At 72.3% G+C, this 18,400-nt stretch carries 17 protein-coding genes and 1 pseudogene; 3 read left to right on the top strand and 15 right to left on the bottom strand.

Features of this window, described 5'->3' with window-relative positions; genetic code table 11:
• From F8A92_RS16185 to F8A92_RS16115, 15 genes are all read right to left on the bottom strand, one after another.
• A partial coding sequence (locus tag F8A92_RS16185) for a primosomal protein N' family DNA-binding protein (protein WP_456064333.1) occupies positions 1–889 on the bottom strand: 889 nt, incomplete at its 3' end.
• Positions 890–950: 61 nt separating this feature from the next.
• Positions 951–2,144 (bottom strand): methionine adenosyltransferase, encoded by a 1,194-nt coding sequence (gene metK, locus F8A92_RS16180; protein ID WP_153506211.1) that lies wholly within the window; start codon positions 2,142–2,144, stop codon positions 951–953.
• 32 nt (positions 2,145–2,176) lie between these two features.
• Positions 2,177–3,439 carry a bifunctional phosphopantothenoylcysteine decarboxylase/phosphopantothenate--cysteine ligase CoaBC gene (coaBC, locus tag F8A92_RS16175; RefSeq protein WP_153506210.1) on the bottom strand — a complete coding sequence of 421 codons (1,263 nt, stop codon included), beginning with the start codon at positions 3,437–3,439 and terminating at the stop codon, positions 2,177–2,179.
• 8 nt (positions 3,440–3,447) lie between these two features.
• On the bottom strand, positions 3,448–3,711 hold the full coding sequence (gene rpoZ, locus F8A92_RS16170) for a DNA-directed RNA polymerase subunit omega (RefSeq protein ID WP_407643704.1): 264 nt from the start codon (positions 3,709–3,711) through the stop codon (positions 3,448–3,450).
• Positions 3,712–3,761: 50 nt separating this feature from the next.
• Positions 3,762–4,343, bottom strand: coding sequence for a guanylate kinase (gene gmk, locus F8A92_RS16165; protein WP_153506208.1), 582 nt, complete (start codon positions 4,341–4,343; stop codon positions 3,762–3,764).
• Between the two features lie 29 nt (positions 4,344–4,372).
• Positions 4,373–4,690: an integration host factor, actinobacterial type gene (gene mihF / locus F8A92_RS16160; protein WP_153506207.1), complete on the bottom strand. Its 318-nt coding sequence runs from the start codon at positions 4,688–4,690 to the stop codon at positions 4,373–4,375.
• A 190-nt stretch (positions 4,691–4,880) separates the two neighbouring features.
• A complete protein-coding gene (gene pyrF, locus F8A92_RS16155; protein ID WP_153506206.1) occupies positions 4,881–5,705 on the bottom strand; it encodes an orotidine-5'-phosphate decarboxylase in 825 nt (274 codons plus the stop codon).
• Entirely contained in the window at positions 5,705–6,775 is a 1,071-nt protein-coding gene (locus F8A92_RS16150; protein WP_153506205.1) for a quinone-dependent dihydroorotate dehydrogenase, read from the bottom strand. Before F8A92_RS16150 ends, pyrF begins: the two co-directional genes overlap by 1 nt.
• A complete protein-coding gene (gene carB, locus F8A92_RS16145; protein ID WP_153506204.1) occupies positions 6,768–10,085 on the bottom strand; it encodes a carbamoyl-phosphate synthase large subunit in 3,318 nt (1,105 codons plus the stop codon). Before carB ends, F8A92_RS16150 begins: the two co-directional genes overlap by 8 nt.
• The gene (carA, locus tag F8A92_RS16140) at positions 10,078–11,226 is read right to left on the bottom strand and encodes a glutamine-hydrolyzing carbamoyl-phosphate synthase small subunit (protein ID WP_153506203.1); all 1,149 of its coding nucleotides are present in this window, start codon (positions 11,224–11,226) and stop codon (positions 10,078–10,080) included. Before carA ends, carB begins: the two co-directional genes overlap by 8 nt.
• Entirely contained in the window at positions 11,223–12,515 is a 1,293-nt protein-coding gene (locus F8A92_RS16135; protein WP_153506202.1) for a dihydroorotase, read from the bottom strand. Before F8A92_RS16135 ends, carA begins: the two co-directional genes overlap by 4 nt.
• Complete coding sequence (locus F8A92_RS16130) at positions 12,512–13,444, bottom strand: aspartate carbamoyltransferase catalytic subunit (RefSeq protein WP_153506201.1); 933 nt, start codon at positions 13,442–13,444, stop codon at positions 12,512–12,514. The genes F8A92_RS16135 and F8A92_RS16130 overlap by 4 nt, the downstream gene beginning before the upstream one ends.
• A complete protein-coding gene (pyrR, locus tag F8A92_RS16125) occupies positions 13,441–14,064 on the bottom strand; it encodes a bifunctional pyr operon transcriptional regulator/uracil phosphoribosyltransferase PyrR (protein WP_153506200.1) in 624 nt (207 codons plus the stop codon). Before pyrR ends, F8A92_RS16130 begins: the two co-directional genes overlap by 4 nt.
• A 143-nt stretch (positions 14,065–14,207) precedes the next feature.
• Positions 14,208–15,341 carry an acyltransferase family protein gene (locus F8A92_RS16120; protein ID WP_194291545.1) on the bottom strand — a complete coding sequence of 378 codons (1,134 nt, stop codon included), beginning with the start codon at positions 15,339–15,341 and terminating at the stop codon, positions 14,208–14,210.
• A 188-nt stretch (positions 15,342–15,529) separates the two neighbouring features.
• Positions 15,530–15,850: a DUF2249 domain-containing protein gene (locus F8A92_RS16115; protein WP_153506198.1), complete on the bottom strand. Its 321-nt coding sequence runs from the start codon at positions 15,848–15,850 to the stop codon at positions 15,530–15,532.
• Positions 15,851–15,920: 70 nt separating this feature from the next.
• Here F8A92_RS16115 and F8A92_RS16110 point away from each other — a divergent pair, with 70 nt between their 5' ends.
• From F8A92_RS16110 to F8A92_RS16100, 3 genes and pseudogenes are all read left to right on the top strand, one after another.
• Complete coding sequence (locus F8A92_RS16110) at positions 15,921–16,571, top strand: helix-turn-helix transcriptional regulator (RefSeq protein ID WP_153506197.1); 651 nt, start codon at positions 15,921–15,923, stop codon at positions 16,569–16,571.
• Positions 16,568–17,725: a hypothetical protein gene (locus tag F8A92_RS16105; RefSeq protein WP_228389506.1), complete on the top strand. Its 1,158-nt coding sequence runs from the start codon at positions 16,568–16,570 to the stop codon at positions 17,723–17,725. The genes F8A92_RS16110 and F8A92_RS16105 overlap by 4 nt, the downstream gene beginning before the upstream one ends.
• Positions 17,722–18,400: pseudogene (locus F8A92_RS16100) on the top strand (multicopper oxidase domain-containing protein); the annotation flags it as partial. The gene F8A92_RS16105 and the pseudogene F8A92_RS16100, both read left to right, overlap by 4 nt.

Genomic DNA, 18,400 nt, shown 5'->3' with positions numbered 1-18,400 from the left:
GCGGCGCGGCAACACTGTCGGCTCCCGACGTCTCGACGTCGCTCGCCGCGACCGACTGCGCGAACCCGCCGATGAGCACGCTCGCGCCGGTCAGGTGGGCCCGCAGCACCGCGACGTCCCGGGTGTGCGCGTACGGCGCCCGCGGCTCGTCGTAGAGGTCGTCGCCGTCGTCCCACACGGCGACCAGCCCGAGGTCGCGCACCGGGGCGTAGACCGCCGAGCGGGTCCCGACCGCGATGCGGACCTCGCCGCGCAGGCAGCGCAGGAACCGCCGGTATCGCGCGCCGGGCCCGAGCCCGGCGTTGAGCTCGGCGTACCCGGCGCCGACGATCCCGGCGAGCGCGGCCTCGACCCGCGCGGCGTCCTTGACGTCGGGGACGACGAGGACGGCGCCGCGGCCGCCCGCGGCGGTCGCGGCCGCGGCCTCGGCGAGCCGCGCCGGCCAGTCCTCCCCCGGCATGGCGTTCCACACGGCCCGGGCCCGACGGCGCTCGGCCAGGGCGGTGAGGAAGCCTCCGCCGTACGGGGCCCATCCGTCGCCGCCGGGCATGGGGTAGTCGGTGTGCGGGGGCGCGCTCGACTGCTCCGCCTTGGCGTTGCGCGGCGGGACGGCGAGCCGCGCGACGTCGGCGAAGCTGCCGGCCCAGCGGTCCGCGACGGCACGCAGCAGCCGGATGGTCTCGGCGGTGAGCACCGGCTCGGCGCCGCTGACCCGTTCGATCGGTGAGAGGGTGCCGTGGTGGTCGGTCTCGGCGGCGACGCCGATCACGTAGGCGTCGACGAGCTTCCCGGCGAACCGCACCCGCACCTTCGACCCGGGCGCGACGTCGGCGGCCAGCTCCGGCGGGATCCGGTAGTCGAAGAGCCGGTCGAGGTGCGCCAGCGGCACCGCCGGGTAGACGGCGGCGACGCGCGCCGGCGCGGGCGTGTGGTGGTCCGTGGCGCGCCCCTTACTGCGCGACGCGCTTCTTCAGCTCCTCGGCGCGGTCGGTGCGCTCCCAGGGGAAGTCGCAGTCCTCGCGCCCGAAGTGCCCGTAGGCGGTCGTGGCCCGGTAGATCGGCCGCAGCAGGTCGAGGTCGCGGATGATGGCCAACGGGCGCAGGTCGAAGATCTCCTTGACCGCGGCCTCGATGCTCTCCAGGGGCGCGTTCTCGGTGCCGAACGTGTCGATGTACATCCCGACCGGCTCGGCCCGGCCGATCGCGTATGCGACCTGCACCTCGCAGCGGGACGCGAGTCCGGCGGCGACCACGTTCTTGGCGACCCACCGGGTCGCGTAGGCGGCCGAGCGGTCGACCTTGGACGGGTCCTTGCCGGAGAACGCGCCGCCGCCGTGCCGCGCGTAGCCGCCGTACGTGTCGACGATGATCTTGCGCCCGGTCAGGCCGGCGTCCCCCATCGGGCCGCCGATGACGAACTTGCCGGTCGGGTTGATCAGCACCCGGACGTCGCTGGAATCGAGGTCGTACTGGCCCAGCACGTGGTCGATGACGTGCGTGCGGATGTCGGGGGCGAGCAGCCCCTCGAGGCTGATGCCGTCGGCGTGCTGGGTGGACAGCACCACCGTGTCGACGCGGGTGGGCCGGTTGTCGACGTACTCGATGGTGACCTGGGTCTTGCCGTCGGGGCGCAGGTACGGCAGGGCGCCGTTCTTGCGCACCTCGGTGAGGCGGCGCGAGAGCCGGTGCGCCATCGAGATGGGCAGCGGCATGAGCTCGGGCGTCTCGTCCGTCGCGTACCCGAACATCAGGCCCTGGTCGCCGGCGCCCTGCGCGGAGATCGCGTCCTCGTTGCCCTCCACGCGCGCCTCGTGCGCCACGTCGACGCCGGCCGCGATGTCGGAGGACTGCTCGCCGATCGAGACCGAGACGCCGCAGGACTGTCCGTCGAACCCCTTCGCCGACGAGTCGTACCCGATGTCCAGGATGGTCTTGCGCACGATCCCGGCGACGTCGGCGTACGCCTCGGTGCGCACCTCGCCCGCGACGTGCACCTGGCCGGTCATGATGAGCGTCTCGACGGCGACGCGCGCGGCGGGATCCTTGCCGATGATCTCGTCGAGGATCGCGTCGCTGATCGCGTCGGCGATCTTGTCCGGATGACCTTCGGTCACGGACTCGGACGTGAACAGGCGACGCGACATGGATGTGCTCCTAGGTTGGGACTCGGGCAAGTCTATTCGAGCGGGCCGACGGGACCGGCGGCGGACGCGGCCACCGCGTCCCAGATGCGCGCGGCGACGAGCTGCTTGCTGCCGCGCGGGATCTGCCTGGCGCTGCCGTCGAGGCCGAGGATCAGCCCCTGGTTGTGGTCGGCCTCGAACGCGCCGCCGGCACCGACGTCGTTGACCACGATGAAGTCGCAGCCCTTGCGGGCCAGCTTCTGCCGTCCGTACTCCTCGACGCTGTGCCGGTCGTCGCCGGTCTCGGCAGCGAACCCGACGATCCGCACTGCGGCCGGCAACCGTCCCGCCGCGCGCGCCTGCACGAGCCCGGCGAGGATGTCGGGGTTCTTGCTGAGCGCGATCTGGTCGGGCTCCGCCTCGGTCTTCTTGATCTTCGCGGCGCGCCGCCGGGTGGGCCGGAAGTCCGAGACCGCGGCGGCCATCACGACGACGTCGGCGTCGCCGGCGCGCGCCTCGGTCTGCTGCTGCAGCTCCAGCGCCGTCTCGACCGTCACCACGTCGACGCCGGCCGGGGACGGCAGCGCGACGTTGGCCGAGACGAGGGTGACCTGGGCACCACGGGCCGCGGCGACCTGCGCCAGCGCGTACCCCTGCTTGCCCGAGGACCGGTTGGTCAGGAAGCGCACCGGGTCCAGCGGCTCGCGGGTACCGCCGGCGGTGATCAGCACCCGGCTGCCCGCGAGGTCGTGGCGCAGCGCGTCGGGGCTCTCCAGCAGCAGCCGCGCGAGCGCGGCGATCTCGGACGGCTCGGCGAGCCTGCCGGGCCCGCTGTCGGCGCCGGTCAGCCGACCGGAGGCCGGGCCCACCACGACCACGCCGCGCTCGCGCAGCGTGGCGACGTTGGCGCGGGTGGCAGGGTGCTGCCACATCTCGGTGTGCATCGCGGGCGCGATCAGCACCGGCGCGCGGGTCGCGAGCAGCGTGGAGGTGAGCAGGTCGTCGGCGCGCCCGGCGGCCATCCGCGCGATCAGGTCGGCGGTCGCGGGCACGACGACGACCAGGTCGGCCTGCTGCCCGAGGCGGACGTGCCGGACGGACGGGACGTCGCTGAAGACGCCGGTCGTCACGGGGTTGCCGCTGAGCGCCTCGAAGGTGGCGCTGCCGACGAAGCTCAGCGCGGACGCGGTCGGGATGACGTCGACGTGCTGCCCGGTCTCGGTCAGCGCCCGCAGGACCTCGCAGGACTTGTACGCCGCGATGCCGCCGGACACGCCGAGGACGACGCGGGGCCGCGCGGACGACTGGTGCGCCATCGCCGCCGCTAGGAGTCGGTGGACTCGGCGGTCAGCAGGCCCTCGTTGATCTCGCGCAACGCGATCGACAGCGGCTTCTCCTGGGCACCGGTCTCCACGAGGGGGCCGACGTGCTCGAGCAGGCCCTCGGCGAGCTGGCCGTAGTAGGCGTTGATCTGCCGGGCCCGCTTGGCCGCGTAGATGACCAGCCCGTACTTCGAGGAGGTGTGCGTCAGCAGCTCGTCGATCGGCGGGTTGGTGATGCCTTCGGGATTCGGAGAGGTTCCGGACACGTAGTCGTCCATTCATCGAGGTCTGTGTGGGCCGGCGCCGGCCCGCGGGGCTAGGACCGCGCGTTCGGGTCCTGGCCGAGGATCAAGTCTACCAACCTCGCGGTGGCGCTGGGGAGGTCGTCGTTCACGATCACCGTGTCGAACTCCCGTTCGGCGGCCAGCTCCACCTCGGCCTGGCGCAGGCGGGCGGCGATCTCCTCCGGCGTCTCGGTCCCCCGGCCGATGAGCCGGCGCTCGAGCTCCTCACGGGACGGCGGGGCCAGGAACACCATGTGCGCCTCCGGCATGCTGGCCTTGACCTGGCGGGCACCGGCGAGCTCGATCTCCAGCAGCACCGGTACGCCACGGTCCAGGTGCTCCTGGACGGCGGCGCGTGGGGTGCCGTAGCGGCGTCCCGCGAACCGGGCGTGCTCGAGCATCTCGCCGGCGTCGATGCGTCGCACGAACTCGTCGTCGTCGACGAAGAAGTAGTGCTCGCCGTGCCGCTCTCCGGCGCGCGGCGGGCGGGTCGTGCAGGACACGGACACCCACACCGGCAGGTCCCGATGGCGCAGCTGCGCCATCACCGACCCCTTGCCGACGCCGGACGGTCCGCTCAGGACGAACAGTCGGCCAGGTGGTCGGGCGGGCATGATCCTCCGAGAACGATGTGACGAGCGGGTCAGCGCCCGCCGAGCTCCTTCTCCAACGCTACCCGCTGCTTCGGCCCCAGCCCGCGCACCCGTCGGCTCGGCGAGATCCCGACGCGCTCCATGATCCGCGCGGCCTTGACCTTGCCGATGCCGGGCAGGCTCTCGAGCACGGTGAGCATGTGGGTGCGACCGACGACCTCGTCGTCGCGGCCGAGGGTGATCACGTCGGCGAGGGTGAGCTCGCCACGCTTGAGGCTCTCCTTGAACGCTGCGCGGCGCCGACGCGCGTCGGCCGCCTTGTCGAGGGCTGCAGCACGCTGCTCTGCAGTCAGATGGGGCAAGGTCATCACGTCGATACCTCCGTGCCGGGTGAGCTCGACCGACCCGTCAGAGACGGGTCGCCGGCTCGCGTTGTTGAGACGAGTGAGACCGCCGCAGAGGCCGCCAGGTGACCCTGGTTCCCCCGAACTCCGCCGTGGTCGCTGCGGGAAGCATAGTCGATCAACTTGTGTCCTGGAGCACGGCGCGCACTCGGGTTCAGAGCGCGGCCGCGACCGCCTGTGCGCGCGCGACCAGGGCCTCGGCGTCGGGCCCGGCGCGGAGCACGTCGCGGCTGGTCGAGGCGAGGACGAGGGCGGCGCCGGAGGTGGCCGCGGCGACGTCGTCCGCCGTGGCGCCCTGTGCCCCGAGGCCGGGCACCAGCACGGGTCCGCCCAGCGCGGACAGGTCCACCGCCCCCGGGCCGACGGTGCCGCCGACGACGACGCCGAGGCTGCCCAGCGGCGCCCCGGCAGCGGTCTCGGCGGCGTTGAGCGCCGCGACGTGGTCCACCATGAGCTGGGCGACCGTGCGTCCGTCGGCGGCGCGCGCGTCCTGGACCTCCACGCCCTCGGGGTTGGAGGTGCGCGCCAGCACGAACAGCCCGGCGCCGACGGCGCCGGCCGCCTCGACGAACGGCGTGAGCGAGCCGAAGCCCAGGTAGGGCGAGACGGTCAGCGCGTCGGCCGGCAGCGAGCAGCCGGGGCGGAGGTAGGCGTCGGCGTAGGCCCGCGCCGTGGAACCGATGTCGCCACGCTTGGCGTCGAGCACCACGAGCGCGCCGGCGTCCCGGCACGCGGCGACGGTCTCCTCGAGGACGCCGACGCCGCGCGAGCCGTGCCGTTCGAAGAACGCCGACTGCGGCTTGAGCACCGCGACGTGCTGCGCGAGCGCCGCGGCGGCGCGCAGCGCGAACGAGCGCAGCCCGTCCACGTCGTCGCGGTAGCCCCAGGCCTCGAGCAGCTCGGGGTGCGGGTCGATGCCCACGCAGAGCCCGATCCGCTCGCCCACCGCGCGCTGCAGGCGCGCACCGAACGCGGCCATCAGGCGGTCCGGTCCTTGAGCGCCTGCGCCGTCTCGGACACGACGGCCGGCCCCCGGAAGATCAGCGACGAGTACAGCTGCACCAGGTCCGCGCCCGCGTCCACCATCGCCAGCGCGTCGTCGGCACTGCCGATGCCGCCCACGCCGATGATCGGCAGGTCGGACCCGACCTGCGCGCGCAGGTAGCGCACGATGTCGCGCGCCAGCACGGTGAGCGGCGCACCGGACAGCCCACCCGCCTCGTCGGCGAGGGCACGCTCGGCGGGCGCGATGCCGTCGCGCCCGATCGTCGTGTTGGTCGCGATGATCCCCGCGACGCCGCGCTCGCGGCACACGTCGAGCACGTCGTCCACGGCGCCGTGCGTGAGATCCGGCGCGATCTTCACCAGGAGCGGGACGCCGCGCGACTCGTCGCGCAGCTCGGCGACCAGCTCGTCGAGGAATCCCTTGTCCTGCAGCGAGCGCAGGCCGGGCGTGTTGGGGCTGGAGACGTTGATCGCGACATACGAGGCCAGGTCGCGGATCGCTCGCAGCGAGCTCACGTAGTCGCCGACCGCGTCCTCGACGGGCGTGATCTTCGACTTGCCGAGGCTGATGCCGAGGGGGTAGCCGAGCCGTTCGCGCAGCGCCGCCGCGGAATCGCCGTACCGCCGCAGCCGCGCCGCGAGCGCCCGGGCGCCGTGGTTGTTGAAGCCCATCCGGTTGATGACCGCACGCGACGCGGGCAGCCGGAACAGCCGCGGCGTGTCGTTGCCGGGCTGCGCGTGCCAGGTGACGGTGCCGATCTCGGCGAACCCGAACCCCAGCGCCGGCCAGGCGCGCAGCGCCTCGCCGTTCTTGGCCATGCCCGCGGCCAGGCCGACCCGGTTGGCGAGCTGCACGCCGAACATCGACACCGGATCGCTGACCGGGCGGCACACCGACCTGGTCAGCGCGCGCAGCGGACGGTGCCGGTCGATCGTCTCGAGCCGGCCCATCGTCCACTTGTGCGCGGCCTCCGCATCCCCGCCGCCCACGCTGAACAGCGCCGGTCGCGCAGCCCGGTAGGCGAGGGCGGCGACGCTAGGCATCGACCTTCTCCCCCGCGTCCCGCAACGCGGCCTGCAGGTCCTGCAGGGAGCGGACCGTCAGCGTGCCCGCGATCGCGGCCTCGATGCCCTGGACCGCGGCCGCGGCTCCGGGAACCGTGGTGACGCAGGGAATGCCCGCGTTGATCGAGGCAGCGCGGATCTCGTATCCGTCGAACCGCACGGCCGAGCCGGCGGACCCGGACGCGCCGGCCGGCGTGTTGACGACCATCGCGATCTCACCGGCCTGGATCATCTCCACGCAGTTCCCGGGTCCCTCGCTGAGCTTGCGCACGGTCTTCGCCGGCACGCCGTTACGGCGCAGCACCTGGGCGGTGCCGGCGGTGGCGAGCACCTCGAACCCGAGGTCGGCGAGCCGCTTCACCGGGAAGATCGCCGAGCGCTTGTCGCGGTTGGCCAGGCTGACGAACACCTTGCCGCTGGTGGGCAGCGAGCCGTAGGCGGCCGACTGCGACTTGGCGAACGCGGTGCCGAACTGCAGGTCCAGCCCCATCACCTCGCCGGTGGACTTCATCTCCGGGCCCAGGACGTTGTCGATGATCTTGCCCTCGGGGGTGTGGAAGCGGTGGAACTGCATGACCGCCTCCTTGACCGCGATCGGCGCGTCCAGCGGCAGCGTGCCGCCGTCCCCGGTGCGCGGCAGGACGCCGTCCGCGCGAAGCTGCTCGATCGACTGCCCGACGGCGATCCGGGCCGCCGCCATGGCCAGCGACACCGCGGTCGCCTTCGACACGAACGGCACCGTGCGGGACGCCCGCGGGTTGGCCTCGAGGACGTACAGGATGTCGTCCTTCATGGCGTACTGCACGTTCAGCAGGCCGCGGACGCCGACGCCTTCGGCGATCCGGAGCGTCGACTCGCGGATCCGGTCGATGTCGGAGGAGCCCAGCGTGATCGGCGGCAGCGCGCACGCCGAGTCACCGGAGTGCACGCCGGCCTCCTCGATGTGCTCCATCACGCCGCCGAGGAACAGCTCGGTGCCGTCGTAGAGCGCGTCGACGTCGATCTCGACGGCGTCCTCGAGGAACCGGTCGACGAGCACCGGGTGCTCGGGGCTGACCTCGGTGGCGCGGGTGATGTAGCCGCTGAGCGCGTCGTCGTCGTACACGATCTCCATGCCGCGCCCGCCGAGCACGTAGGAGGGACGGACCAGCACCGGATAGCCGATCTCGTCGGCGATCTCCTTGGCCTCGACGTACGACGTGGCGAGGCCGTGCCGCGGCGCGGGCAGGTCGGCGCGCTGCAGCACCCGGCCGAACGCGCCGCGCTCCTCCGCGAGGTGGATGGCCTCCGGCGCGGTGCCGAGCACGGTGACCCCGGCGTCCTTGAGCCGCTGGGCGAGCCCGAGCGGCGTCTGGCCGCCGAGCTGGCACAGCACGCCCGCCACCGGGCCCGCCGCACGCTCGGTCTCGACGACCTCCAGGACGTCCTCGAACGTGAGCGGCTCGAAGTACAGCCGGTCGGAGGTGTCGTAGTCGGTGGAGACGGTCTCCGGGTTGCAGTTGACCATCACGGTCTCGTACCCGGCGTCGCGCAGCGTCATGGCCGCGTGCACGCACGAGTAGTCGAACTCGATGCCCTGCCCGATCCGGTTCGGGCCGCTGCCGAGGATGACGACCGCGGGCCGGGTGCGCGGCGCGACCTCGGACTCGTCGTCGTACGAGGAGTAGTGGTACGGCGTCCGCGCCTCGAACTCGGCGGCGCACGTGTCGACGGTCTTGTAGACGGGACGGATGCCCATCCGCCAGCGCAGCGACCGCACGCCGTCCTCCCCCGCCAGCTCGGGGCGCACGGCCGCGATCTGGCGGTCGGAGAACCCGGCCCGCTTCGCCGTCCGCAGCAGCGACTCGGTCAGCGCCGGGGCGGACTCGATCGTCAGCCGCAGCTCCACGAGGCCGAGGATCTGGTCGACGAACCACGGGTCGAAACCGGAGGCCTCGGCGACCTGCTCCACCGTGGCGCCCAGGCGCAGCGCCCGCTCGGCCACGTAGATGCGTCCGTCGTGCGGACGGCGCAGCAGGGCCAGCGCGTCGTCGACCGTCTCGCCCTCGGGGTCGGGCAGCGTGCCGAAGCCGGCCGCCTTCGTCTCCATCGAGCGCAAGGCCTTCTGCAGGGCCTCCGGGAAGGAGCGGCCCAGGGCCATCGCCTCACCGACCGACTTCATGGTGGTGGTCAGGGTGGGGTCGGCCCCCGGGAACTTCTCGAACGCGAAGCGCGGGACCTTGACCACCACGTAGTCGAGGGTCGGCTCGAACGAGGCGGGGGTCTTCTGCGTGACGTCGTTGGGGATCTCGTCGAGCGTGTAGCCGATCGCCAGCCGCGCGGCGATCTTGGCGATCGGGAAGCCGGTGGCCTTCGAGGCCAGCGCGGACGACCGCGACACCCGCGGGTTCATCTCGATCACGATCATCCGCCCGTCCTGCGGGTTGAACGCGAACTGGATGTTGCAGCCGCCGGTCTCCACGCCGACCTCCCGCAGCACGGCGATGCCGACGTCGCGCATCTGCTGGTACTCGCGGTCGGTGAGCGTCATCGCCGGCGCGACGGTGATCGAGTCGCCGGTGTGCACGCCCATCGCGTCGAGGTTCTCGATCGAGCACACCACGACGACGTTGTCGTTGCGGTCGCGCATCAGCTCGAGCTCGAACTCCTTCCAGCCGATCACGCTCTCCTCGATGAGCACCTCGGTGGTGGGGCTGGCCTGCAGGCCGGCGCGCGCGATGCGCTGCAGATCGGCGTCGTCGTAGGCCATCCCGGAGCCGGAGCCGCCCATGGTGAACGACGGACGCACGACGACCGGGAAGCCGAGCTCGGCGACGGTCCGCTCGACCTCCTCCATCGAGTGGCACACCGCCGACCGCGGCACGTCGCCGCCGATCTTGCGGACGATGTCCTTGAACTTCTGCCGGTCCTCGCCACGCTGGATGGCGTCGATGTTCGCGCCGATCAGCTCGACGCCGTACTTCTCCAGCACACCGGACTCGTGCAGCGAGACGGCGAGGTTGAGCGCGGTCTGCCCGCCGAGGGTGGGCAGGATCGCGTCGGGCCGCTCCTTCTCGATGACCTTCTCCACGTACGCGGGGGTCAGCGGCTCCACGTAGGTGGCGTCCGCGAACTGGGGGTCGGTCATGATCGTGGCCGGGTTCGAGTTGATCAGGCTCACCCGGATGCCCTCGCTGCGCAGGACGCGGCAGGCCTGGGTGCCCGAGTAGTCGAACTCGCACGCCTGCCCGATGACGATCGGCCCGGAGCCGATCACGAGCACGTGCTTGAGGTCTTCGCGCTTAGGCATTCGAGGTCTCCTTTGCACCCTGCATCAGCGCAGTGAAGCGGTCGAAGAGGTGGTCGGCGTCGTGGGGGCCGGCGGCGGCCTCCGGGTGGTACTGGACGCTGAAGGCGGGCACGTCGAGGCACCGCAGGCCCTCGACGACGTCGTCGTTGACGCACACGTGGCTGACCTCGACGCGCCCGTAGGGCGTCTCGGTCGGCTCGCCGATCGGGGCGTCGACCGCGAACCCGTGGTTCTGCGAGGTGATCTCGATGCGGCCGGTGGCCGTGTCGCGGACCGGGATGTTGATGCCGCGGTGGCCGTACTTCAGCTTGTAGGTGCCGAAGCCGAGCGCCCGGCCGAGGATCTGGTTGCCGAAGCAGATCCCGAAGACCGGCAGCCTCCTGTCCAGCGCCGCGCGCATGAGCGCGACGGCGCCGTCGGCGGTGGCCGGATCGCCCGGCCCGTTGGAGAAGAAGATCCCGTCCGGGTTGATCGCCAGCACATCGTCGAAGCTCGCGCCGCCCGGCAGCACGTGGACCTCGATGCCGCGCGCGGCCAGCTGCTGCGGGGTCATCGACTTGATGCCCAGGTCGATCGCGGCCACGGTGAGCCTGCGCTCGCCCTGTGCGGGGACGACGTACGGCTGTTCGGTGGTCACCTCGCCGGCGAGGTCCGCCCCGGACATCACCGGCTGCGCCAGCACCTCGGCGACGAGCTCGTCGATCGGACGCGTGGCGTCGTCACCGGTGAACAGCCCGACGCGCATGGCCCCTCGCTCGCGAAGGTGCCGCGTCAGGGCACGCGTGTCGATCCCTTGCACCGCGACGATCCCCTGCTTGCGCAGCTCGTCGGGGAGGGTCCCTGTGGCGCGCCAGCTCGAGGAGATGCGCGACAGGTCGCGCACGACGAACCCGCTCACCCAGATCCGGTTCGACTCGTCGTCCTCGTCGTTCCAGCCGGTGTTCCCGATCTGCGGAGCGGTCATCACGACCACCTGGCGGCGGTACGACGGATCGGTCAGCGTCTCCTGGTAGCCGGTCATGCCGGTGCTGAAGACGGCCTCACCGAAGGTGTTGCCCGGGGCGCCGAACGACTCGCCCTCGAAGTACCGCCCGTCCTCGAGAACGAGGATCGCTTCGCTGTCCTTGCTGTGCCTGCTCATTTGACCGCCTGTCCGTCGCGCACGGTGAACTCGCCGCGCAGCAGGGTCGCCATGACCCGGCCGGGCATCTCGAGTCCCTCGTAGGGAGTGTTGTGGCTCTTGCTGGCCAGCGCGTGGGGGTCCACCACGGTGGACTGCGCCGGATCGACCAGCGTGAGGTTGGCCGGGGCGCCTTCGACGAACCCGATGCCGTGGTCGTCGAGGCGGGCGATCCGCGCCGGGCGGATCGAGGTCACCTCGGCGACCCGCTGCCAGTCGACCGCGCCGGACTCGTCGCTGAGCGTGAGGATCGCGATCGACAGCGCCTGCTGCAGCCCGAGCATGCCGGGGCGCGCGTACGCCCACTCGCACTCCTTGTCCTCCACGGCGTGCGGGGCGTGGTCGGTCGCGACGATGTCGATCGTTCCGTCGCGCAGCGCGCCGCGCAACGCGTCGACGTCGGTACCGCGGCGCAGCGGCGGATTGACCTTGTAGAGCGGGTCGTACGTGGCGACCAGCTCCTCGGTCAGCAGCAGATGGTGCGGGGTCACCTCGGCGGTGACGTCGACGCCGCGCGACTTCGCCCACCGCACGATCTCGACCGAGCCGGCCGTCGAGAGGTGGCAGATGTGCAGCCGCGAGCCGACGTGCTCGGCGAGCAGGCAGTCGCGGGCGATGATGGACTCCTCGGCGACGGCCGGCCAGCCGGTCAGGCCGAGGCGCCCGGAGAGCTCGGACTCGTTCATCTGCGCACCCACGGTGAGCCGGGAATCCTCGGCGTGCTGGGCGATGACGCCGTCGAAGGCCTTGACATACTCCAGCGCGCGGCGCATCAGGCCGGGGTCGCCCACGCACATGCCGTCGTCGCTGAACATCCGCACGCGGGCCGCGGAGTCGGCCATGGCGCCGAGCTCCGCGAGCCGCTCGCCCTTGAGGCCGACGGTGACCGCGCCCACCGGGATCACGTCCACCAGGCCGATCTGCCGCCCGGTGTTGTAGACCTGCTCGACGACCCCGGCGGTGTCGGCGACGGGGTCGGTGTTGGCCATCGCGTGCACCGCGGTGTAGCCGCCGAGCGCCGCGGCACGCGAGCCGGTCTCGATGGTCTCGGCATCCTCGCGCCCGGGCTCGCGCAGGTGGGTGTGCAGGTCGACCAGGCCGGGCAGTCCGATCAGCCCGCGGGCGTCGATCACCTCGACGTCCTGCAGCACGATCGTGTCGGCGATCCGGGTGATGACGCCGTCCTCGATGAGCACGTCGACCGGGTCGCCGCGCAGGGGGCGGACCTGCTGGATCAGCTTCGTGCTCACGCGGCACCTCCGAGAAGTAGGTAGAGAACAGCCATCCGGACCGAGACGCCGTTGGCCACCTGCTCGACGATCGTCGAGCGCGGCCCGTCTGCGACCTCTGCCGCGATCTCCATGCCGCGGTTCATCGGCCCGGGGTGCATGACGATCGCTGCGGGCTCCAGGGTCGCGGCGCGGACGGCGTCCAGGCCGTAGCGGCGCGAGTACTCGCGCTCGGTCGGGAAGTACGAGGCGTTCATCCGCTCGCGCTGGACCCGCAGCATCATCACGACGTCCGCGCCGGGGAGCGCGGCGTCGAGGTCGTAGGAATGCGCGCACGGCCACGTCTCGACGCCGACCGGCAGCAGGGTCGGGGGCGCGACCAGCGTCACCTCCGCGCCGAGCGTCTCGAGCAGGAGCACGTTCGAGCGCGCGACGCGGCTGTGCAGCACGTCGCCGACGATGGTGACCCGCAGCCCGTCGAGGCCCTGGCCCATCGAGCGGCCGGTGCGCTTGCGCATGGTGAACGCGTCGAGCAGCGCCTGGGTGGGATGCTCGTGCGTCCCGTCGCCGGCGTTCACGACGCTGCCGTCGACCCAGGACGCGAGCTGCCACGGCGCACCGCTGGCACCGTGCCGGATCACGACGGCGTCCGCCCCCATCGCCTGCAGCGTGAGCGCGGTGTCCTTGAGGCTCTCCCCCTTGGAGACGCTCGATCCCTTCGCGGAGAAGTTGATGACGTCCGCCGACAGCCGCTTGGCGGCGAGCTCGAACGAGATGCGGGTGCGGGTCGAGTCCTCGAAGAAGAGGTTGACCACGGTGCGCCCACGCAGCGTCGGCAGCTTCTTGACCTCGCGGCCCTGCAGCGACGCCTCGATCTGCTCGGCGGTGTCGAGGACGGCGACGGCCTCGTCGCGGGTCAGGTCGGCGGCGGAGAGCAGGTGCTGCTTCACTTCGCACCGCCGCCGGTCAGCAGGGCGATGATCTGCTCGCGGGAGGGCCGGTGGTCCGAGATCGCGACGCCGTCGGCACCGTCGTTCTCGGCGATGGCGACGAAGACCTGCTCGTCGCGCGAGGTCGGGATGTTCTTGCCGACGTAGTCGGCGCGAATCGGCAGCTCGCGGTGGCCGCGGTCGACCAGGACGGCGAGCTGGATCGCCTGCGGGCGACCCCAGTCGCGCAGCGCATCGAGGGCGGCGCGGATCGTGCGCCCGGAGTACAGGACGTCGTCGACCAGGATCACCGTCTTGCCGTCGATGCCGCCCTCGGGCTCGCGGGTGCGCTCGAGCGGCCGAACGCCGCGGGTGCGCAGGTCGTCGCGGTACAGGGTGATGTCCAGGACGCCGACCGGCGGCTGCACGTCGCTGAAGGCGGCGATCCTGCGCTGGATGCGGGCGGCCAGCTGCGCTCCGCGGGTGGGGATCCCGACCAGGACGACGTTCGACGCGCCGTCGGTCTTCTCGAGGATCTGGTGGGAGATGCGGTCGATGACTCGCGAGATCTCGTCGGCGGTCAGGATGACGCGTTCGCTGCGCGCACCACTGCCCTGCGCCGACTCCGGGTCGATGCCCATCGTCGTACTCCTTCTCCGCCTCACGGGACGGCCTTTAAAGGAACTGCGTGCCGGGCCAGACTAGCCCTGTGACGGCGAGCGCCGACGACCGGGTCGGCGTTCCGAGCCCGGTTGCGCGCGTGGAACGGCCCTGACCAGGGTCGCTACCCGCGCCGTCCGTCGCCGGGCAGCGCTGCCGGCAGGCACGCCCCGGCCTCGAGCGCCGAGTAGGCCCGCGCGACCGGCTCCCTGCCGTGCAGGAACGGCTTCTCCAGGAATCGGTAGCTCAGCCAGGAGAGGGCCACGGTGGCGGCGAGAGCGACTACCGCCATCGCGGGGAAGGGAACCCCGATCAGCGGGCCCTGCACGAGGCGCATGAGCGGCAGGTGCCAGAGGTAGATGCTGTAGCTGGCGAGACCGAGCCCGCGGAGGGGCGCCCACGACAGCGCACGGGGCACGACATCGGCCTCCCGCCGGTAGCCCATCGCGATGAGCACCATGCCACAGGCGGTCACCAGCGGGAACCCGAGGACGCCATACAGCGCGCCGCCCTTGCCCGGCCCGATCACCGTCCATGCCAGGAAGCCGAGCACAGCCGCCGCCATGACTCCCGTGCGAAGGCCTCTGGAGACGGCCAGAGGTTGTGGTCTCCCGAGCAGGTAGAGGCCGAGCGCCGATCCGAACAGCAGCTGGGCGAACCGGCCGAGCGGTCCAAAGTACATCCCCACCGGCGATGCGAGCGTCACCGAGACGGCATAGCAGATCAGTCCGGCCGCGGCGCTCCATACGGCGACCGTCACCACACCGACGTCGCGCCTCTTGGCTGCGAGCACTACCAGCGGCCATGCCAGATAGAAGTACCATTCCCAGCCGAGCGTCCAGGTCTGGTCGAAGGGCGTCGTCGTTCCGAGGTTCAACGCGACCAGCCACGTGAGCTGGAGCCCTGCCAGGACGGCACGGTAGGCGGCCTTGGTGGCCTCGGCGATGTCCCACATGAGGAACGCCAGGGCCGTGATGACGACCAGCATGCCGACGAGGGCCGGATACAGCCGCCGGAGCCGCCGCTTCAGGAACCTGCCGTACGTCGTGCGGAGCGGCTCGGCCGGGGATCGCCACAGGATCCGGGTGATCAGGTAGCCGCTGAGGACCAGAAACAGGTCGACGCCGACGTAGCCTCCCCGGAAGAGCCGCGACCATGCGGGCAGGTACTGCGGCACCCAGTGGACGGTCAGCACCGACACGACCGCCAGCGCACGTATGCCGTCCAGATATTCGATGCGATTCAGCCGCGAGGACACCCAGGACTCCCAGATTCGAGGCCGCCGGTCGTGCGGTCACCGAATACTAGCGGTCCCCCGCCACCCGATCCTCGCGCTGCGACCGGCGAACCTCCGGGTGGGAGCGGCCGTGACCGGGCCACGTCCCACGCGGAGGTTCTCGTCCGTCCGAGCCGGCACGCCGCCGCCGGCGTCGTCCCCGCGTACGGCTAGCGACGCACGAACCGCAGCTTCCACACCTCCGGGCCTCGCTGGTCGTAGTCGACGCTGAACGCTCCCGGCGCCCGCTGCTCGAGCTGAGCCAGCAGCGGCAGCGGGTCGTGCGGCGCGGCGAGAACCATGCCGTGACCCGGCTGCAGGGAGTCCAGCGCGCCGAAAATGGTGGCGTGGCGGATGGCGTGTGGGATGACGGTGGCGTCCAGCTCGGGCAGCGCGCCGTCGTCCTCATGGCCGCAGGCACAGCCGCCGGTGTGTCCGACGCTCACCTGCGGGAGCTCCTTGACCGGCTGGTGCTCGCTGATCTGATCCATCTGATTCGTGCCCTTCTCTAGCGGCCGACCCGCTTGGTGCGAGCCGAAAGCAATTACTACAATAATCACTGTGAAAATAGATCCGGGCACCGGCCCGGCGCCCACCCCCACGCGGTCGCTGCCACCGCTCTCGCCGCAGCGGCTGGAGATGCTCAATCGCCTCGCCGCGCAGCCGGGCGATCGCTCCGTCGACGAGCTGGCCGGCGCCAGCGGTCTGCACCCGAACACGGTGCGAGCGCACCTCGAGGGTCTGGTCGACGAGGGCCTCGTCGAACGGACCGCCGGGCGCACCGGGCAGCGCGGCCGCCCGTCGTGGCGCTACCGCGTCGTTCCCGAGCGGACCGCGGGGGCTCCCGAGTACGTCGGTCTGGCGATCGCGCTCGCCGAGCAGCTCGCCGCGATGACGCCGGACGCCGGCCGGATCGCGCGTACCGCCGGCGAGCGCTGGGCGAGCAGCATCCCCGGGTCGGGCGGGACGACCGAGGACGTCGTGGCCCTGCTCGACGACCTCGGGTTCGCCCCGGTGCGGCACGGCGGGGACATCCGGCTCACTCGATGCCCGCTGCTCACCGCCGCGCGGCGCAACCCGGACGTCGTGTGCGGCGTCCACGAGGGCCTCATCCGCGCCCGGCTGGACGGCGGGGAATCCGGTCGCCTGGAGCCGTTCGCCGGGCCCGGTTACTGCACCTGGCACGGCACGCCAGAGGAGCCGACGTCGTGAGCGGCGGCGACCTGCCCACCGAGTCGCGAACCAGGCATTCGGGGGCTCTGGCGCGGGAGACGCCGGCGCGGCGCGGCACCCGCCGCCGGGGACTGCGGCTCGCGCTGCTCGTGCCCGGCGGCGTCGCCCTGCTCGCGGGCCTCAACGCCGGGCTGGAGCGACTGGGCGCGGCCGCCCCGCTCAGCGACGGCCGGATGGCCGGCGAGCACGGCACGCTGATGGTGCTCGGCTTCGTCGGCACGCTGATCGCACTCGAGCGCGCGGTGGCGCTCGGCCGCTGGTGGGGATTCGCGGCGCCGGCGCTGCTGGGCCTCGGCGCCCTGGCGAGCCTCGTGCCGGCGCCACGTGCGCTCGGGCACTCGCTGACGCTGCTCGGGACGCTCGCCCTGCTCGCGCTTTACGTGCCGTTGTACCGGCGGCAGCGGGACGTCGCCGTGGCGCTCCAGCTCGCCGGCGCCGGGCTCGCGGCCGGCGCCGCGTTGCTGCTGCTGCGCGCGGTGTCCTACCCGGTGGTCGTCCCGTGGCTGGCCGGGTTCGTGATCCTGACGATCGTCGGGGAGCGGCTCGAGCTCGCGCGCATCGTCGCGCTCGATCCGGCCGCGGTGCCCTGGCTGCTGGCGATCACCGGCGCGTTCAGCCTCGGGATCACGCTGACGGCGGCACTTCCGGTCGCCGGCTACCCGGTCACCGGCAGCGCGCTGCTCGGCGCGGTCGCCTGGCTGATCCGCTACGACGTGGCGACGAAGACCATCCGCGGCAGGGGTCTTCCACGGTTCGCCGCCGCCTGCCTGCTGGCCGGCTACGGGTGGCTGGCCGTCGCCGGGGCGATCTGGCTGCTGGCGACCGGGACGCCCGACGGAGCGGCGTACGACGCGAGCGTGCACGCCGTGTTCCTCGGGTTCACGATCTCCATGATCATGGCGCACGCGCCGATCATTCTTCCTGCCGTGCTGCGACGCCCGTTGCCTTACACGGCGGCGTTCTACGCGCCGGCGGCCCTGCTGCACGTGTCGCTCGCGATCCGCCTGCTCGTCGGTGACGGCTTCGGCAGCACTCACGCCCGGGTGATGGGTGGCGCACTGAACGTCGCCGCTGTCGTGCTGTTCGTCCTGACGGCGGCGGCCGGCTCGGCACAGAAGGGAGCGAGCCGATGACGAGACGGTCGTCGTGGCACCTGCGCGTGCACGCTCCGCTCGCCCTGTGGCTGGCCTTGCTGCTGGTGCTGACCGTGGCGCACCGCTTCGTGCCCGAGGGCAACTGGCTGATGCTGCACGTGCTGTTCCTCGGCGTCGCCTCCAACGCGATCCTGATCTGGAGCACGCACTTCGCCGAGGCGCTCCTGCACGCCCGCCGCAGACCGCGGATCGCGCCGCAGCTCGCGTTGCTGAACGCCGGCGCCGCGGCGGTGATCGGCGGTCGGTGGACGGCGCAGCAGCCGGCGGTCACCGTCGGCGCCGTCCTCGTCGCGGCCGGCCTGCTGCTGCACGCCGTGCTGCTGGCCGTCGCGTCGCACCGCGCGCTGGCGGCCCGCTTCGGGGCGTTCGTCCGGTACTACGTCGTCGCCGCGTGCTTCCTGCCGATCGGTGCCGGGCTGGGCGCGTGGATGTCCACCGGTCCGCGCGAGCCGTGGGCGTCGCGGGCGCTCGTCGCGCACGCGATCCTCAACGTGCTGGGCTGGATCGGGCTGTCCGCGCTGGCGACCGTGGTGATGCTGCTCCCGACGATGCTGCGCGCCCGGCTGCCCGAGCGCGCGGTCCCGATCGCGCGCCGCGCCCTTCCGGTCATGGTCCTGGCGACCGTCGCGGCCGCGGGCTGCGCGCTCGCCGGCT

The sequence above is a fragment of the Cumulibacter manganitolerans genome (assembly GCF_009602465.1).
In the GTDB taxonomy this organism is placed as follows: domain Bacteria; phylum Actinomycetota; class Actinomycetes; order Mycobacteriales; family Antricoccaceae; genus Cumulibacter; species Cumulibacter manganitolerans.
This window is presented reverse-complemented; position numbering and strand designations above follow the sequence as displayed.